The following is a 14,303-nucleotide window of genomic DNA, read 5'->3' as shown; positions in this document are numbered from 1 at the left end:
CAACCGTTGCGAACTCGTTCCCGTGCTCGTGCCTGTGCCGTGTGCGTCTCATTTCCAATCTGTTTAATTGTGTCTGCTTCTTGTGGCACAGACATTCCTGTCTGTGCAGCCTTCTCACGCCGCACAGACAGGAATGTCTGTGCCACAAGAAGCAGACAAAAACGGACTTCAGCAACCGGAACGCGAATCAGACACGCACACGAACGGGCACCCATATTCCTGATGGCAAGCCCGTCGCCGGGGCCACCGGGGAAAGGCGCGCCGCGTTCGCCGGGCGGGTAAAACGATCCGGCTCGATGTCGGGATCAGATGGGCGAACATCTAGATCAAATGGTTAAGAGGCAATTGTGTGCGGCCTACGTTTTTTGGTGTGTTCCGCTCGCCCCGCGAGCGGTCGCAATATCGTGCCGGGTGCGCTAGATGTGGTTAATTGAATGCGCGGAGCGACCGCTCGCGGGGCGAGCGGAACACACTGAAGGCCACACCTGGGAAGCAATGTGAACGGTCTCGAAGTGCGGGCGGCGCACGCGAGGACATCCCGATTGGGCGCTTCCTTCGCTCCGGCTGGGAAGACCGACGACGCGAATTCCGGCGCTAACGGCGCTGGCAGTTTCGCACGCCGTACCGGTTGTGCAGGGCACCGAATTGAATTTGCGTTCACTACTGTAATTGCGAACATTCAACTCGATCGCGCGGGCCGCAACGATGGGGGCGTAACGTTGTACCGTTCCGTTTCTGTGCGTCGTGGGAGACCGGGTATCATGTTCGAAGTTCGTAAGGCGAAGCGCCAGCGGCGTCCGTTGAAGATCAGCCTTGAGGGCCTGTCCGGGTCCGGGAAAACCTTTTCCGCGCTGCGGCTCGCGTTCGCGATGCGCCGCGCCAACATCGGCAAGCGGATCGTCATCGCCGACTCGGAGAACGAGTCCGCGGGCCTGTACGACGGCGTGACGATGGACGGCGAGAAGTGGGAGTACGAGGTGTGCCCAATCCCGCACGACAAGCAGAACCCGGGCGGGTACGCCGAGTGCTACGAGCACCTGGTCGGCGCCGGCTACGACATCGTCATCTTCGACTCGCTGTCGCACGCGTGGCACGGGGCGATGGAGCAGGTGGACCGGTACGCCCGGGCCAACAAGGGCGACAAGTTCGGCGGCTGGGCACAGGTCACCCCCGAGCAGCGGCGGATGCTCACCACCCTCACCGACCCGCGCGCGCACTCCATCGTCACCATGCGCGTGAAGAGCGAGTACGAGCGCGTCGACGACGCCGGCAAGACCAAGATCAAGAAGGTCGGCATGAAGACCGACCAGCGCGAGAACACCGAGTACGAGTTCGACGCCGTGATCCGGCTGGAGGTGGAGAACCACGCGGCCCGGGTGGAAAAGGTGCGCGGGTGCACCGCGATGGACGGGAAGACCTGCGACCACCCCGGGCCGACCTTCTGGAAGCCGCTGTTCGACTGGTGGTTGAGCGCGGAGCCGGTTGAGTCGGTGTCGCCCGAGGACCAGCACCGTCGGCAGTTGAACGCGGCCAAGACGCTGGCCGATCTGGCGACCGTGTGGGGCGGGATTCCCAAAACGCTCCAGGCGCGTTTGGCCGACGACAAGGACCGTCGCAAGATGGCGCTGACGAGCGCGGTGAAGACGAAGGTCGCCGCGCCGGTCGGGGCAGGCGGGAAAGTGCTCCCGGGCCTTCCCGACGACGACGAGGAGCTGTTCCCGGCCGGCGCCCGGTCGGGGGTACAGGATTGAGGTTCGGGACGCGTGGGCGGGGTTGCGGGCGCGAGCGGCCGTTCCCAACGGGGCGCGCCGAGAGTTCCCGTCTTACCGGGCCACGGGGGCGGCACGACCGGGCGATGCGCGTGACAATTCCGCCGCCGCGTGCGTCAGCAGCGAGGCGTAATCGGGGCACCGCCCGATCTCGCGGTTCAGCACGTCCGCGAAGTCGCGGATCTGCGGCCGCACCGTGTCCAGGAACTCGGCCAGCGAGCCGACGCTGAACCCGAACCGCCGGCCCGCGACCGACAGGATCAGGTCGAGCGCCTCGGGGTGTTCAACAACCGCCTCGAGGCGGGTGAGCAGGCCGGCGAACCACAGCAGCTCCGCGCGCTGCGCGTACCGGGTGCCCGCGAGCCGCTCGGGGTGGTGGTGGTGCCGGATCGGTTCGTAGATCTCGTCCGGCAGCCCCCAGCGCTTGAGGACCTCCGCGCTCACCTCCGCGTGATCGATGCCGAACGCCTCGCGCTCGCGCTGGCACGCCTCGGCCAGCAGCGGGTCGCCGCCGCGGGCGATGTGTCCCGCCCACGCGGTGGGGTACGTTTGCTGGATCAGCAGCACCCCGATGTCGCGGAGCAGCGCGGCGTTGAGTTCCTCCTCGGGGTCCGCGTCCCCCCGCCGGGCGGCCAGTTCGCGGGCGATGATGGCGCCGCTGATGGACGCGAGCGAGTGCTCCATCGCGCCCCGGTCGTACCGCGCCTGCGGGCGCAGCGCGGGGAGCGACAGCCCAAGGGCCATCGCCCGCACCTTGTTCAGCCCGACGAGCAGGACCGCGCGGTCCACCGAGTTGACCGGGCGGCTGGCCGCCTCGCGGGCGGTGTTCACGCTGTGCAGGAGCGACGCCGCGAACCCCGGCTCGTTCGCGATCATCGCGCCGATCTCGCGGGGCAAGCAGTCGTCATGAGTTGCGGCCTCGACCACCCGCACCGCGACGGCCGGGGCCTGTGGGAGCTGGGCGGGGCTGAGGATCGCTTCGAGCGCCTGGTCGTGATCTGTGGTTGTGTGGGGAACGGCCCGGCTGGTGGCCGAACGGGTGATCCAGCTCGTGAGTTTCGATGAGGACATTGGGGAGAGCCTCCACCCGCCTCGCGGCGCGGCCGCCGGGTTAACCCACTATCGAGCCGTCCGCGCGAAGATTTGCTTCGCGCAGGAGCGGAAACCGAACCGAGAGCGTTCGGAAGCGAGTTCCGGGGCCGGCCGTTCTGCGGGCGCGGGCGTTCCGGGCGCGCCTCACTTCACGGTGAGCAACTTATCCTCCTTCGGGAAGGTTTCGAGCACCAGCCCCTTGAACTGGACCTCCTGCGGCACCGTGTTGGAGTGCAACTGTAACCCGATCGGGCCGGCCTTGATGCGCTCGGGCTGCGGGTCGCGCCAGTCCACCACCGCGGCGCCGTTGATCGCCACCCGGATGCGGTTCCCCTGCGCCAGCACCTCGATCTCGTTCCAGTCGTGCTGCTTCCCGACCTTCTTCGCGGGAGCGCCGTCAACACCAAGGCCGTTGCGACCGAACAGGTCGTACAGACCGTACCCCGACGGGAACATGACCAAATGCCCCGCGTAGGTGTGCTTCGTGCGGTCTTTTTCCGGGTCCTTGCTCACGTCGGGCTTCACGACGCCCCAAAAGCACACGCCCGAGTGCATTTCCGACGTGACCAGCTTCGAGGCGAACGTGAGACGGAAGTCGGAGTACGTGTCTTTCGTGAGCAGGTACGTGCTGAACTTCAGCGGCGCGGTGTTCTTCGCGACGATGACGCCGTCGTTCACGGACCACAGATCGGAGTACCCCTCCCAGCCGGCGAGGGTCTTGCCGTCGAACAGCTTGACGGTCTCACTCTTGCCCTCGCGGGGCTTCACGACCGGGGCTTCTTTCTTGGCTTCCTTCTTGGGCGGGTCTTTCTTGTCCTGACCCGACACGGCACCGACGAGTACGAGCAGGAGGGCAACGGAGAGGCGGGCGCAGCGCACGGGTACGGCTCCTGGCAGCGTGTGGGCGGGCGACGGCCCCGATGATACCACCCGCGCGGCGCGAGTTCAGGTGTTTTCCGGGTACCGTGAGGAGTGTTGCGGGATCGCTCCAGTGACGGTTATAAGACGGAGGGCGGCCGGCGCCGCGCCGGCCCCGGACTCCCTTACGTGCCCCGGGTCGCCATGCCAGACTGGTTCTACCGCACCGTTTCGCGGCCGCTGTTGTACCGCCTCGGCGCGCGAACCGCCCGGGCCGTCGCGCTCGGGTTCATGGGGCGGCTCGCGCGGCTGCCGCTCGGCCCGCTGGCGATCGACCTGCTCGGGCACATGCGCGCGGACCCGCGGCTCACGGTGCGGCTCCTCGGGCGCGACTTCGCGTCCCCGATCGGGCTGGGGCCGGGACTCGATCCGGAGGGGGTGGCGCTGCCGGCGTTCGCCCGGTTCGGCATCGGGTTCATCAGCGTCGGGCCGGTCGGGTTACAGAATCCGCCGACACGCCCGAGCGTGGAGCGCGACGACGCGCGCGAGGCTATCGGCTTTCCGGACGCGGCCCCGCCGCTCGGATTGAAGGCGGCCGGGGCGGTGTTGGCCGAACTGTCCCGGCTCGGGGTGCCGGTGGCGGTACGTGTGTCCGGGGAGACGGCGGAAGAGTACCGCCATTTGCTCACGGAGACGCGTCGCTTCGTGGCCGCGATTGCAGTGCCGGCCGCCGCGGCTGTGGCGATGTCCGAGTGGCTCCCGGCCGCGGAAGGGGTTCCGATCCTGCTGACCGTTCGCGCCGACTCGCCGACAGCGGATATGGAGGCCCTTGCGGCCGGGCTGGCTGCTGGTGCGGGCGGCGTTCTGATCGACGGTGCGGTCGCGCGGGAGGGCGGCGGAACCGAGATCGGCGCACCGGCGCGGGAGCCGGCGCTGGCGCTGGTGCGGGCGCTCCGTGCGTCCCTCGGTCCGGCGGTGCCGCTCGTCGTGGGGGGCGGGGTTCACGAGCCGGAGCACGCCCTCGCGCTGCTCGACGCCGGGGCCGACCTCGTGGAAGTCGACAGCGGGCTGGTCTTCAACGGCCCGGGGCTGGTGAAGCGAACGAACGACGCGGTGCTGTACCGCAACCTGTCCGCTCAGCGGGAGCCGCCGGGCGCGGCGCCACGGCCGGCCGCGATGACGTGGTTCTGGACGGCCCTTTTGGGCTTCGGAATGCTGTTCGGCGGCGCGCTCGCCGTGGGCATCGCGGCCACGCGGGTGGTGCTGCCGTACGACGAGGCGTTTCTGGGACTGTCGCGGGACCAGCTCCACACCGTGAACCCGCGGCTCCTCGCGTTCATGGCCCACGACCGGGTGTCGCTCGCCGGCCCCATGCTGACCGTGGGAACCGTGTACCTCGGGCTCTCACTCGGGGGCATCCGCCGGGGCGTTCACTGGGCGATGGTTGCGGTGTTTGCGTCCGCGTCCGCCGGGTTCGCGAGCTTCTTTCTGTTCCTCGGGTTCGGGTACCTCGAACCGTTGCACGCGTTCGTCACGGCGTGCCTGCTCCAGCTCCTGCTGCTCGGAATGCACTCGGAGCTGGGGCCGTACACGCCGACCGGCCCGCCCCCGCCGCGCACCGACCGGGCGTGGCGGCGGGCGCAGTGGGGGCAACTGTTGCTGGTGGCGCACGCCGGCGCGGTGCTGGTCGCGGGGGCGGTGATTTCACTCGTCGGGGTGACGGCGGTGTTCGTCCCCGAGGACCTGGAGTTTCTGGAAACGACCGCGGAGCAACTGCGCGCGGCGCACCCGCGGCTGGTACCGCTGGTGGCGCACGACCGGGCCACGTTCGGCGGGATGCTGGTGTCGGCCGGGCTGGTGCTGCTGCTGACCGCGCTGTGGGGGCACCGGGCGGGGAACGGCTGGCTGTGGTGGACGCTGCTACCGGCCGGGGTGCTGGGGTACGCGCCGGCGATTGCGGTTCACGTCGCGGTCGGGTACACGGACGGCATGCACCTGCTGCCGGCGTTCGCGGGGCTGGGGACGTTTCTGCTGGGGCTGGCGCTGACGCGGGCGCACCTGATGGAATCGGGAGGCGGGCCGGAACCGGTGAGCGTGCCTTGGGCCGCTACTCGCCGGTGAACCCGTACTCGGTCCGCATCCGCTCGCGCACCGCCGCGGGCGGGCTCACCCCGTACCCCGAGGCAATGATGCGCCCGTAGGCGTTGAGCTGGAGTTCGCCGCCGGACGCCTTGCGGAACGCTGCCCGTTTGCCGGGGTCGACGAGCAGGAAGTACCACGCGTCGCGCCCGGTCGAGTCCTTCCCGCGCACCAGAAACAGGTTCCCGGACCGCTCCCGGCGCACCCGGTCGGCGAACGTGCCTGTCCCGCCGCGGTCCCGCTCGCGCTCGGCGAAACTCATCTCAATCGCCCCTCCGACTCATACCGAATCCGGTAGTTTCAAGTTGTTGACAGAGGCCGGCTACAGAAAGCCGTTACTCTTCAATCGCCCCCCCGACTCACGGCCCCACGGCGTCGAACACGATCGCCAGCAGGTCCTCAGTGCGAAACGGCTTGCGCAGGAACCCGGCCAGCCCCTTGCCCTCGAACCCGCTGGTGGCCTCTTCCGCGGCGAACCCGCTGGTGAGCACCACCCGCACGCCGGACCGGTGCCGGCGCATCTCGCGAAACGCCTCCGCCCCACCCATTTTGGGCATGGTCAGGTCCAGCAGCACCAGCGCGAACTGGTACGGCGCGGCGGCGAACGCCTCCACCCCGGCCGCCCCGTCGGCGGCAACCGTCACCTCGAACCCCGCGTGCTCCAGCACCTTGCGGGTGAACACGCGCACGTCCTCCTCGTCGTCCACCACGAGCAGCCGGCGGCCGCGCCCGTTCCGCTCGGCCGCCTCGTCCGCGGGGGCGGGCTCTTGGTCGGTGCCGTCCAGTGCCGGCAGCAGCACCTTGAACGTGGTCCCCTTGCCCGACTGCGTGTACACCTTGATCGCGCCCTTGTGCGCCCGGACGATGCCCTGCACCGCCGCGAGCCCGAGGCCGCGGCCGGTAAACTTGGTGGTGAAGAACGGGTCGAAGATCTTGGCCCGCACCTCCTCGCTCATCCCGCACCCGGTGTCCGACACCTCCAGGTACACGTACCGCCCGGGGTCGAGTTCCGCGCCCGCCTGGATCTCCGTGAGATACCGCGCGTCCGCGTCGATCAGGCCGGTGGTGAGCGTGATCACCCCGCTCTTCGGGCCGATCGCGTCCGACGCGTTGGTGATCAGGTTCATCACGATCTGGCGGAGCTGGGTCGGGTCCGCCTGCACCTGGGGCAGCCCGATGGTCAGGTTGTACTTGAGCACCGCCTTCTTCGACAGCACCGCCCCGAGCAGTTGCGTCATCTCCTGGGTCAGCGCGTTCAGGTCCACCGCCCGGACGACGAACTGCCCGCGGCCCGCGTACGCGAGCATCTGCTGGCACAGCTCGGCCGCGCGCTGGGCCGCGGACTCGATCCGCTTCATGTCCTCGGCGATCGGGTCGTTCGGGGGGAGCCGCATCCGGCTCAGCGACGCGTACCCGAGCACCGCGGTAAGGAGGTTGTTGAAGTCGTGGGCGATGCCGCCGGCCAGCACCCCGAGGCTCTCCAGCTTCTGCGACTGCAGCAACTGCCGCTCGTACCGCTGCTGCTGCTCCTTCGCCCGCAGGTCGGCCTCGAGCTCGCGCCGCGCGTCCTCGGCGGCCCGCCGGTCGGTCACGTCCCGGCCCACCGCCTGGATCTCGACCAGCCCGCCCGCCGGCGAATAGAACCCGCGGTTCACGAACTCCATCCAGCGCGTCCGCCCGCCCGCGTTGACGATGCGGTTCTCGATCCGCACGACCGGGTTGTCCGGCGACATCCGGGCCAGCTCGGTTTCAACGTGGTCGAGGTCGCCCGGGTGAACGACCGGGTGCCAGGGGCGGCCGATCAGCTCGTCGGCGCGCTTCCCGAAGGTGCGGCAGTACACGTCGTTGACGAACGTGAAGGTGCCGTCCGGGCGGAACCGGCACACCGTCTCCGTCTGGTCCTCGACGACCTGCCGGTACCGCTGCTCGCTGTCGCGCAGGGCCTGCTCGGCGGCCCGCCGGTCGGTCAGGTCGCGGGTCACCTTGGCGAACCCGGTGAGGCGCCCGGTCGGGTCGCGCAGCGCGGTGATGACCACGTGCCCCCAGAACCGCGCCCCGTCCTTGCGCACCCGCCACCCCTCCTCCGCGAACCGCCCGACCCGCGCCGCGGTCTCCAGCTCGGCCTCGGTGCAGGCGGTGCTCTCGGGCGGGTAGAACACCGAGAAGTGCCGGCCGACGATCTCGTCGGCCGTGTACCCCTTGATGCGCTGGGCGCCGGCGTTCCAGGTGGCCACCCGGCCGTCCGGGTCGAGCATGAAAATGGCGTAATCGGTGACGCTCTCGATCAGCAGCCGGTGCCGCTCCTCGCTGTCCCGGAGGGCCTGCTCGGCGGCGCGGCGGGCGGTGATGTCGCGGACGATGGCGGTGAACCGGCGGTCGGCCCCCGCGCCCCAGTAGGCGAGCGTGATCTCCGCCGGGAACTCGATCCCCCCTTTACGCATTGCCGGCAGTTCGACCACGCGGCTCCGCATGCGGGACGAGTTCGCGGGGTCGAACGCGGCCATCGCGGCGTGGTGCTCGGCCGCGTACCGCGGGGGCACGATCAGCTCCACGTCGCGCCCCAGCGCGTCCGACGCCGGGTACCCGAACACCCGCTCCGCGCCGCTGTTCCACCCGATGATCGTGCCCTTCGGGTCGGTGGTGACGATCGCGTCGAACGCCGCCTCAATGGTCTGCCGGTAGCGCTCCTCGCTGTACCGCAGAGCCTGCTCGGCCCGGGCCTGAACGGAGACGTCGGTGGCGGTGACCAGCACCCCGCCGTCGGGCCGGGGCACCAGATGCACGAGGAGCACCGCGGTGCCGCCCGGGGACGGGAGCGAGACGGTGTGCGCGAACGGCGCGCCCGACTCCCTGACCCGGGCGACGTTCGCGTCCAGTTCCGGCCCGAGGTCGGGCGGCAGGCCGATCTCGCACAGGGTCCGGCCGAGCAGTTGGTCCGCCGAACGACCGATCATGCGGCACGCGGCCGGGTTGACGAAATCGTGTCGGCCGCCGCGATCGAACCCGATCACCGGGGTCGGGAGCCGGTCGAGGATGGCGCGAAAGTCGTCGGTCTTCACGTCGGGCACGGTGAGAACCTGCGAGCGTACGGAGAGAACCGCGTCGCGGGAATTCTACCAGCCGGAACGAGAGGGCAGAAACCAAATTAAAACGGCCGGGCCGGAATTAGTCTGTTTACTGACAAGGGTTTAGGCCGCGGCAGATCTTCGTGATGAGGTCGAAATATGTGGATTATCTTGTCTTGTTTTGCGCGCGACTGCGACCTTTATTCGTGCCATGATTGATGTGCCGGCTGGGCGGCTCCAGTTCTGTCACTGGAACAGATCGCTCACGCGAACGACCGCACGGGGCGCGGCCAGCGGCTGAACGGTGTCGGCGGGCGCGAGGACCAGGTGCGCGCGGTACGCCGTGGCGCCCAGACCGGTCGGGAGCGGCTGCGGATCGCGGTAGACGTGCAACTGGCGGTTCGGGATGTCGAGCACCCAGTACTCGGGCACGTTAGCGGTCGCGTACAACTCGGCTTTGGTACTCAGGTCTTCGGACAGCGTCGTGTCGGAGACCTCAACGAGTAGTGCCGCGGTGGTGGGGTGGTCGGTGTAGTCGCGCGGAGAGCCCGCGATGACCATTGCATCAGGTTGGGGCTGTGAAGCGGGTTTTGTGCCGGGAATCGCAATCGGCTGTTGCGAAGCGACCCAAAAACCAAGTGGGAATGCCCGATTCAGGGCCGCAACTACGAGGTTCACGCACAGTGCGTGCGGCCAGTTTATCGGGCTCATCTCGACGATCTCCCCGCACAGGAGTTCCACACGCTTTCCGTCGAAATAACCAAGCTGCCCCAGTTCGAGGTACTGTTCGCGGGTGAACCGAAACGGCCGGCGCGACGGGGCCGGTGGCGGCATGGCGGTCATGCGAATTCCTCCTCACCGTCAGTGTACCTTCACTCCTTGCCGAGCACGAGATCAACAACCCAGCACCCGCGCACGTGGACCTGCTGCGGGTCACGACAGTGGGCCAGGATGTCGTCGGAGTCGCACCCGGCGTCTTGAATGGCGTCGGCGAGAATCGGCATCGCGCCGAAGTCGCGCGACTCGTACATCTGGCGCGCGATCGCAGTTGTGGTGCCGGTGCGCCACTCGGTGGAGAAGGTGACCGGCCGGAACGGATTGCCGTAAATGTCGCGCAGGAATGCGCAATGCGAGCGCCGTTCTTCGTACTCGCCGTAGCGCCAGCGACCGACCGCGAGGGCAACCATTTCGGAGGTCGCGAGTGTGTGGAGCTTGGCGGTCAAGACGGCCCGAGCCGCAGCGATTTTGGCTCCCCGGAGTGGGTCGTCACGCCGGCGCCACAACTCGCCAATGGCTGCGGTGACGCCGAATTCTTCGACGGACGGTTCGAGCCGCAGCGCCGCGAGGGCGGTTCGGCCGCTCAGGCGTTCGAGCCGGTGGAGGAAACGGTGGCACCGCACATCGTCGATCAGCTCTCGGACCCGCTCGATACACGCCAGGTTGAAGCGGATCCAGCGGAGCGGAGAGAACCGCCAGTTCCGTAACTGGCGGCGCATGTGAGTGCGGTGCCCCCACGTCCGCCACATCTCCTCGGTCACGCCTTTACTCCAGCGAGCTTCACGGCAATCAGCCCCGGGTCGTACACGCACCCGCCCCACACCCCGCCGCTCGCGTGCTGGAGTGCGGCCCACAGTCTCGTGTCTGCGGGCAGCGCCGGGTCCGGCTCCAGGTCCGGGCGTGCGGACCGCGCCGCCAGCTCCGCGCTGCCCCACAGCGGCCCGTAGTTGCCGATCTCGTTGCCGACCAAATCGATCGTTCCCTCAAGCTTGTTGCGGTCGATCACGATCTGGATCAGGTCGCCGTCGCGCAGCTTGCCGATGGGGCCGCCCGCGAGCGCCTCCGGGGAGACGTGCCCGATGCACGCGCCCGTCGAGACCCCGCTGAACCGCGCGTCGGTGATGACCGCGACCTGCTTGCCCCACTTCAGGTATTTGAGCGCGCTCGTGACCTGATACGTCTCCTCCATCCCGCTGCCCAGCGGCCCGCGGCAGCACAGCACCAGCACGTCGCCGGGCACCACCTTGCGGTCGCCCTCGCCCTTGATGGCCTTGATCGCGTCTTTCTCGCGGATGAACACCTTCGCCGGGCCGACCTTGCGGTACACGCCGTCAGCATCCACGACCGACGGGTCGATGGCGGTGGACTTGATGACGCACCCGTCCGGCGCGAGGTTCCCGAGCGGGAACGTGATCGTGCTCGTCAGGCCGCGCTGCCGGGCCTGCTCGGGCGACATGATGACCGTGTCCGGATCGACCCCGTCGCGCGTCCGGAGCAGCTCGCGCAGGCGCGTCCGGCGCTCGGACGTTGCCCACCAGTCGAGAACGGTGCCGAGCGGTTCCCCACTGACGGTCAGCGCGTCCAGTTCGAGGAGCCCGAGGGCGCGGAGGTGGAGCATCACTTCCGGAACGCCCCCGGCGAGGAACACCCGCATCGTCGGGTGGTTCATCGGGCCGTTGGGGAGCGCGTCGACGAGGCGCGGCACCTTGCGGTTGAAGTAGGTCCAGTCGTCAATGGTGGGGCGCCGCACCCCGGCGTGGAACGCGACCGCCGGGGTGTGCAGGAGGAGGTTCGTGCTCCCGCCGAACGCCGCGAACACCGCCAGCGCGTTCTTGAACGCCGCTTCCGTCAGGATGTCGGGGGTGCGGATGCCGCGGTTCGACATCTCGACGAGCGCCCGCGCCGACCGCCGCGCCGTGTCCAGCCAGATCGGCTGCCCCGAGGGTGCGAGGGCCGCGTGTGGCAGGGTCAGGCCCAGTGCTTCGGCGACCACTTGCGACGTGGCCGCGGTGCCGAGGAACTGGCACCCGCCGCCCGGCGAGGCACAGGCGTGGCACCCGGCCTCCGCGGCCTGCTCCAGCGTGATCTCGCCGTGAGCGTACCGCGCGCCGATGGTCTGCACCTTGCCCGTGTCTTCGTGCCCGGCTTCCCCGGCCAGCATCACCCCGCCGGGGACGAGAATGGTGGGGTGGTGGTGCTGCGCCGCCAGCGCCATCATCATCGCGGGTAAACCTTTGTCGCAGGTGGCGATGCCCATGACGCCGGCCCGCGTCGGGTGGCTGCGCATCAGGCGCCGCATCACCTGCGCGGAGTCGTTGCGGTACGGGAGGCTGTCGAACATCCCGGTGGTGCCCTGCGTCCGCCCGTCGCACGGGTCCGTGACCGCTCCGGCAAAGGGGAGGCACCGCAGCTTCGCGAACTCCTCCGCCGCGGCCTTCACCAAGAGCCCGACTTCCCAGTGCCCCGAGTGGAACCCGAGCGCGATCGGGGTGCCGTCGTCGGCGCGGAGCCCGCCGTGGGTGCTGAGGATGGTGAACTCTTTGCCGCCGAGCAGCGCCGGGTTCCAGCCCATGCCGACGTTCTGGGTCCAACCGAACAGGTCGCCGCTCGGGGCGTGGCGCAGCAGATCGTCCGTGAGCGGGAGCGCGCCTTTCGGCCCGGGGGCGGTGGAAACGAGTTGGTAGGCGGATTCGGGCGTGTCGAGGAGATCGGACGGCATGAGTGATTCCGGGAGCGGTTGAAGGTGTCGGCCCGCCGCAGCGGCCCGACACCTTCAGAATACACTGCGCCTGCCGGTCGGCGTCACTTCTTCGGGGGCGCATCGTACCGGCCGCTCAGGTACAGTTTGACTCGGTCGTCGAGTTGCTCGCCGTCGCGCCAGTTGATGTCATTCACCCGCCAGCCGCCGTCCTCCAATTTCGCGAGCGTGACAACGGGGCACGCGTACACTGTCTCGGTGCGCGTAATCCTGACACCCCGCCTCTCGTACACAACGTCGATCTGGTTATCGTTGAGCAGCACCGCAACCACCGCCGTGCGGCCCGCCCAGCGTTCCTTGATGTCTCCGACCTTGTTCTCAGAAATCGACCTCGGTACGGTGAGCTTCAAAGCGCCAGCGGTCTTCCCGGCGAGCACGAGCCCCAAGAACTCACTGGCCACATCCCACGGTGCCCTCGAATGCGTGTCAATTTTTAATGTATGATCATCATCGAATCCTATTGCCCACGATATCACCGGGGGTCTTTTAGGAATAAATGAATCGACATAATTTAGAATATTTTTCTCGCTTTCGCAACCCCAATCAATCGATTTCCACGGTAAGATCGTTCTTTCGCGTCGAATAACAACCGCCACGTGTGCGTCGTCAGGCGCATCTCCCACAGCGTTATTCAGCCTGGTTCTCTCAGTTACAACCGCCACCCGCGTGTCGTTCATCAGAATTGCCACAAGCCGCGCTCGTGTTAATCCGGATCGTTTAACTGAACGTACGCGTTCTTCGGCAGCAGCAAGCTGTAGGCCGGTCAGTGATGAATAACCGCCGACTTTCAGTGCTTCTTCTACCTTGCCATCAATGCTGAGTTGGAGGAAATGCGCCGCGACATCCCACGGCTGTTTTGGCTGCTCTTCCTGTGTCGCCGCGGGTTCGGGCTTCGGTGCTGTGTTCTCGGGCGCATCCGCCGGTACCGTTTGGGAGCGATTCACGGTTGCGGACGGAGCACTTCCGTCGCGCAAGGTGGCGGCGAGTATGCCGACCGCAAGGGCGAGCCCGCTACACGCCGCGACGGGCAATTTCCATTTGGCGATCCACATCGTTCGGGTCACTCCGTTCACGAGGGCCGCGACCGCACTGGGTGGTGCCGCGCCTGTTGCGTAACCGATCGCCGCTCCAACGAGTTCCGCCGGCGGAACCGCCCCACCGTTCTGACCGAGCAGGTTCAGCAGCAGCGGTATGCCGAACGCCAGCCCGCGCCGGGCGAGGCGCGAGCGGAGCAACTCGCGGCCGCGTTCGAGGCCGTGTTTGACGCGGTTCGCGGGCCACCCCAGGCGCTCCGCCGCCTCGTCACGTGACAGCCCTTCGAGGCTGCACAGAACCAGCGGGGCGCGGTACCGCTCCGGCAGCGCCGCGAGTTCCGCGTGGAGCGCGGCCTCGGCCTCGCGCACGGTCAGGTCGGCGAGAGCGCCGGGGCGCTCGTCGACCGGTTCGGACGCGCCGGCTTCGACCCGGCGTGTGCCCCGGAGCCGGGCCGCTACCCGGTACGCGACCGCGTGCAGCCAACCGCCCACTGCGGCGCCGGCGCGGAGCGTGCCGGCCCGGCGCGCGAATACGACCAGTGTCGCTTGGAACGCGTCCTCGGCGGCGTGGTGGTCGCGGAGCACCTTGCGGCACACCGCCCACACCGTCGGCCCGTACCGAGCGACGAGCGCGCGGAACGCCTGCTCGTCGCGGCCCGCGACGAACCGCTCGACCAGTTCCGCGTCCGGCGTGTCCGCACACGCGGTCCCGCGGATGAATTGCACCACGCCGTCCGACCGGGCCATTTCGCCGCCTCCGTGTGCCTCTCACCCAGTAAGTGCCCGTCCGGTCCGAAACGGCAGCCGAAAA

The 14,303-nt window shown here is 68.5% G+C and carries 10 protein-coding genes; 2 read left to right on the top strand and 8 right to left on the bottom strand.

Going from position 1 to position 14,303, the window contains the following annotated elements; all coding sequences use genetic code 11:
- Window positions 1-761 precede the first annotated feature (761 nt).
- A complete protein-coding gene (locus GobsT_RS02255; RefSeq protein ID WP_109571345.1) occupies window positions 762-1,751 on the top strand; it encodes an AAA family ATPase in 990 nt (329 codons plus the stop codon).
- A gap of 72 nt (window positions 1,752-1,823) precedes the next feature.
- Here GobsT_RS02255 and GobsT_RS02250 read toward each other — a convergent pair whose 3' ends face one another.
- Both GobsT_RS02250 and GobsT_RS02245 read right to left on the bottom strand, forming a co-directional pair.
- Window positions 1,824-2,840, bottom strand: a complete 1,017-nt coding sequence (locus GobsT_RS02250) for an HDOD domain-containing protein (RefSeq protein WP_010047268.1) — start codon at window positions 2,838-2,840, stop codon at window positions 1,824-1,826.
- A 165-nt stretch (window positions 2,841-3,005) separates the two neighbouring features.
- Window positions 3,006-3,740 carry a 3-keto-disaccharide hydrolase gene (locus GobsT_RS02245; protein WP_010047270.1) on the bottom strand — a complete coding sequence of 245 codons (735 nt, stop codon included), beginning with the start codon at window positions 3,738-3,740 and terminating at the stop codon, window positions 3,006-3,008.
- Window positions 3,741-3,923: 183 nt separating this feature from the next.
- Between GobsT_RS02245 and GobsT_RS02240 the strand changes: the two genes are divergently transcribed.
- Window positions 3,924-5,840 carry a dihydroorotate dehydrogenase gene (locus GobsT_RS02240; RefSeq protein ID WP_010047271.1) on the top strand — a complete coding sequence of 639 codons (1,917 nt, stop codon included), beginning with the start codon at window positions 3,924-3,926 and terminating at the stop codon, window positions 5,838-5,840.
- Here GobsT_RS02240 and GobsT_RS02235 read toward each other — a convergent pair.
- The 6 genes from GobsT_RS02235 to GobsT_RS02210 all read right to left on the bottom strand — a co-directional run bounded on the left by GobsT_RS02235 (window position 5,827) and on the right by GobsT_RS02210 (window position 14,239).
- Window positions 5,827-6,120 carry a hypothetical protein gene (locus GobsT_RS02235; RefSeq protein ID WP_010047272.1) on the bottom strand — a complete coding sequence of 98 codons (294 nt, stop codon included), beginning with the start codon at window positions 6,118-6,120 and terminating at the stop codon, window positions 5,827-5,829. The genes GobsT_RS02240 and GobsT_RS02235 overlap by 14 nt on opposite strands.
- A 97-nt stretch (window positions 6,121-6,217) precedes the next feature.
- Complete coding sequence (locus GobsT_RS02230; RefSeq protein WP_010047273.1) at window positions 6,218-8,926, bottom strand: PAS domain-containing hybrid sensor histidine kinase/response regulator; 2,709 nt, start codon at window positions 8,924-8,926, stop codon at window positions 6,218-6,220.
- 243 nt (window positions 8,927-9,169) lie between these two features.
- Window positions 9,170-9,766 carry a Uma2 family endonuclease gene (locus GobsT_RS02225; protein WP_010047276.1) on the bottom strand — a complete coding sequence of 199 codons (597 nt, stop codon included), beginning with the start codon at window positions 9,764-9,766 and terminating at the stop codon, window positions 9,170-9,172.
- A 29-nt stretch (window positions 9,767-9,795) separates the two neighbouring features.
- Window positions 9,796-10,461: a hypothetical protein gene (locus GobsT_RS39275; RefSeq protein ID WP_010047278.1), complete on the bottom strand. Its 666-nt coding sequence runs from the start codon at window positions 10,459-10,461 to the stop codon at window positions 9,796-9,798.
- Complete coding sequence (locus tag GobsT_RS02215; RefSeq protein WP_029601188.1) at window positions 10,458-12,419, bottom strand: YjhG/YagF family D-xylonate dehydratase; 1,962 nt, start codon at window positions 12,417-12,419, stop codon at window positions 10,458-10,460. The genes GobsT_RS39275 and GobsT_RS02215 overlap by 4 nt, the downstream gene beginning before the upstream one ends.
- Before the next feature lie 83 nt (window positions 12,420-12,502).
- The gene (locus tag GobsT_RS02210) at window positions 12,503-14,239 is read right to left on the bottom strand and encodes an RNA polymerase sigma factor (RefSeq protein WP_010042453.1); all 1,737 of its coding nucleotides are present in this window, start codon (window positions 14,237-14,239) and stop codon (window positions 12,503-12,505) included.
- Window positions 14,240-14,303: the final 64 nt, after the last annotated feature.

Source organism: Gemmata obscuriglobus, assembly GCF_008065095.1.
In the GTDB taxonomy this organism is placed as follows: Bacteria; Planctomycetota; Planctomycetia; order Gemmatales; family Gemmataceae; genus Gemmata; species Gemmata obscuriglobus.
Note: the sequence above shows the minus strand (reverse complement) of the source record. Positions and strands in the feature narration are given on the sequence as shown.

Excerpts from the sequence above, each read along its gene's own strand:
- GobsT_RS02250 (WP_010047268.1), bottom strand. The coding sequence starts at position 2,840 with ATGTCCTCATCGAAACTCACGAGCTGGATCACCCGTTCGGCCACCAGC.
- GobsT_RS02210 (WP_010042453.1), bottom strand. The coding sequence starts at position 14,239 with ATGGCCCGGTCGGACGGCGTGGTGCAATTCATCCGCGGGACCGCGTGT.
- GobsT_RS02225 (WP_010047276.1), bottom strand. The coding sequence starts at position 9,766 with ATGACCGCCATGCCGCCACCGGCCCCGTCGCGCCGGCCGTTTCGGTTC.
- GobsT_RS02235 (WP_010047272.1), bottom strand. The coding sequence starts at position 6,120 with ATGAGTTTCGCCGAGCGCGAGCGGGACCGCGGCGGGACAGGCACGTTC.
- GobsT_RS02240 (WP_010047271.1), top strand. The coding sequence starts at position 3,924 with ATGCCAGACTGGTTCTACCGCACCGTTTCGCGGCCGCTGTTGTACCGC.
- GobsT_RS02255 (WP_109571345.1), top strand. The coding sequence starts at position 762 with ATGTTCGAAGTTCGTAAGGCGAAGCGCCAGCGGCGTCCGTTGAAGATC.
- GobsT_RS02215 (WP_029601188.1), bottom strand. The coding sequence starts at position 12,419 with ATGCCGTCCGATCTCCTCGACACGCCCGAATCCGCCTACCAACTCGTT.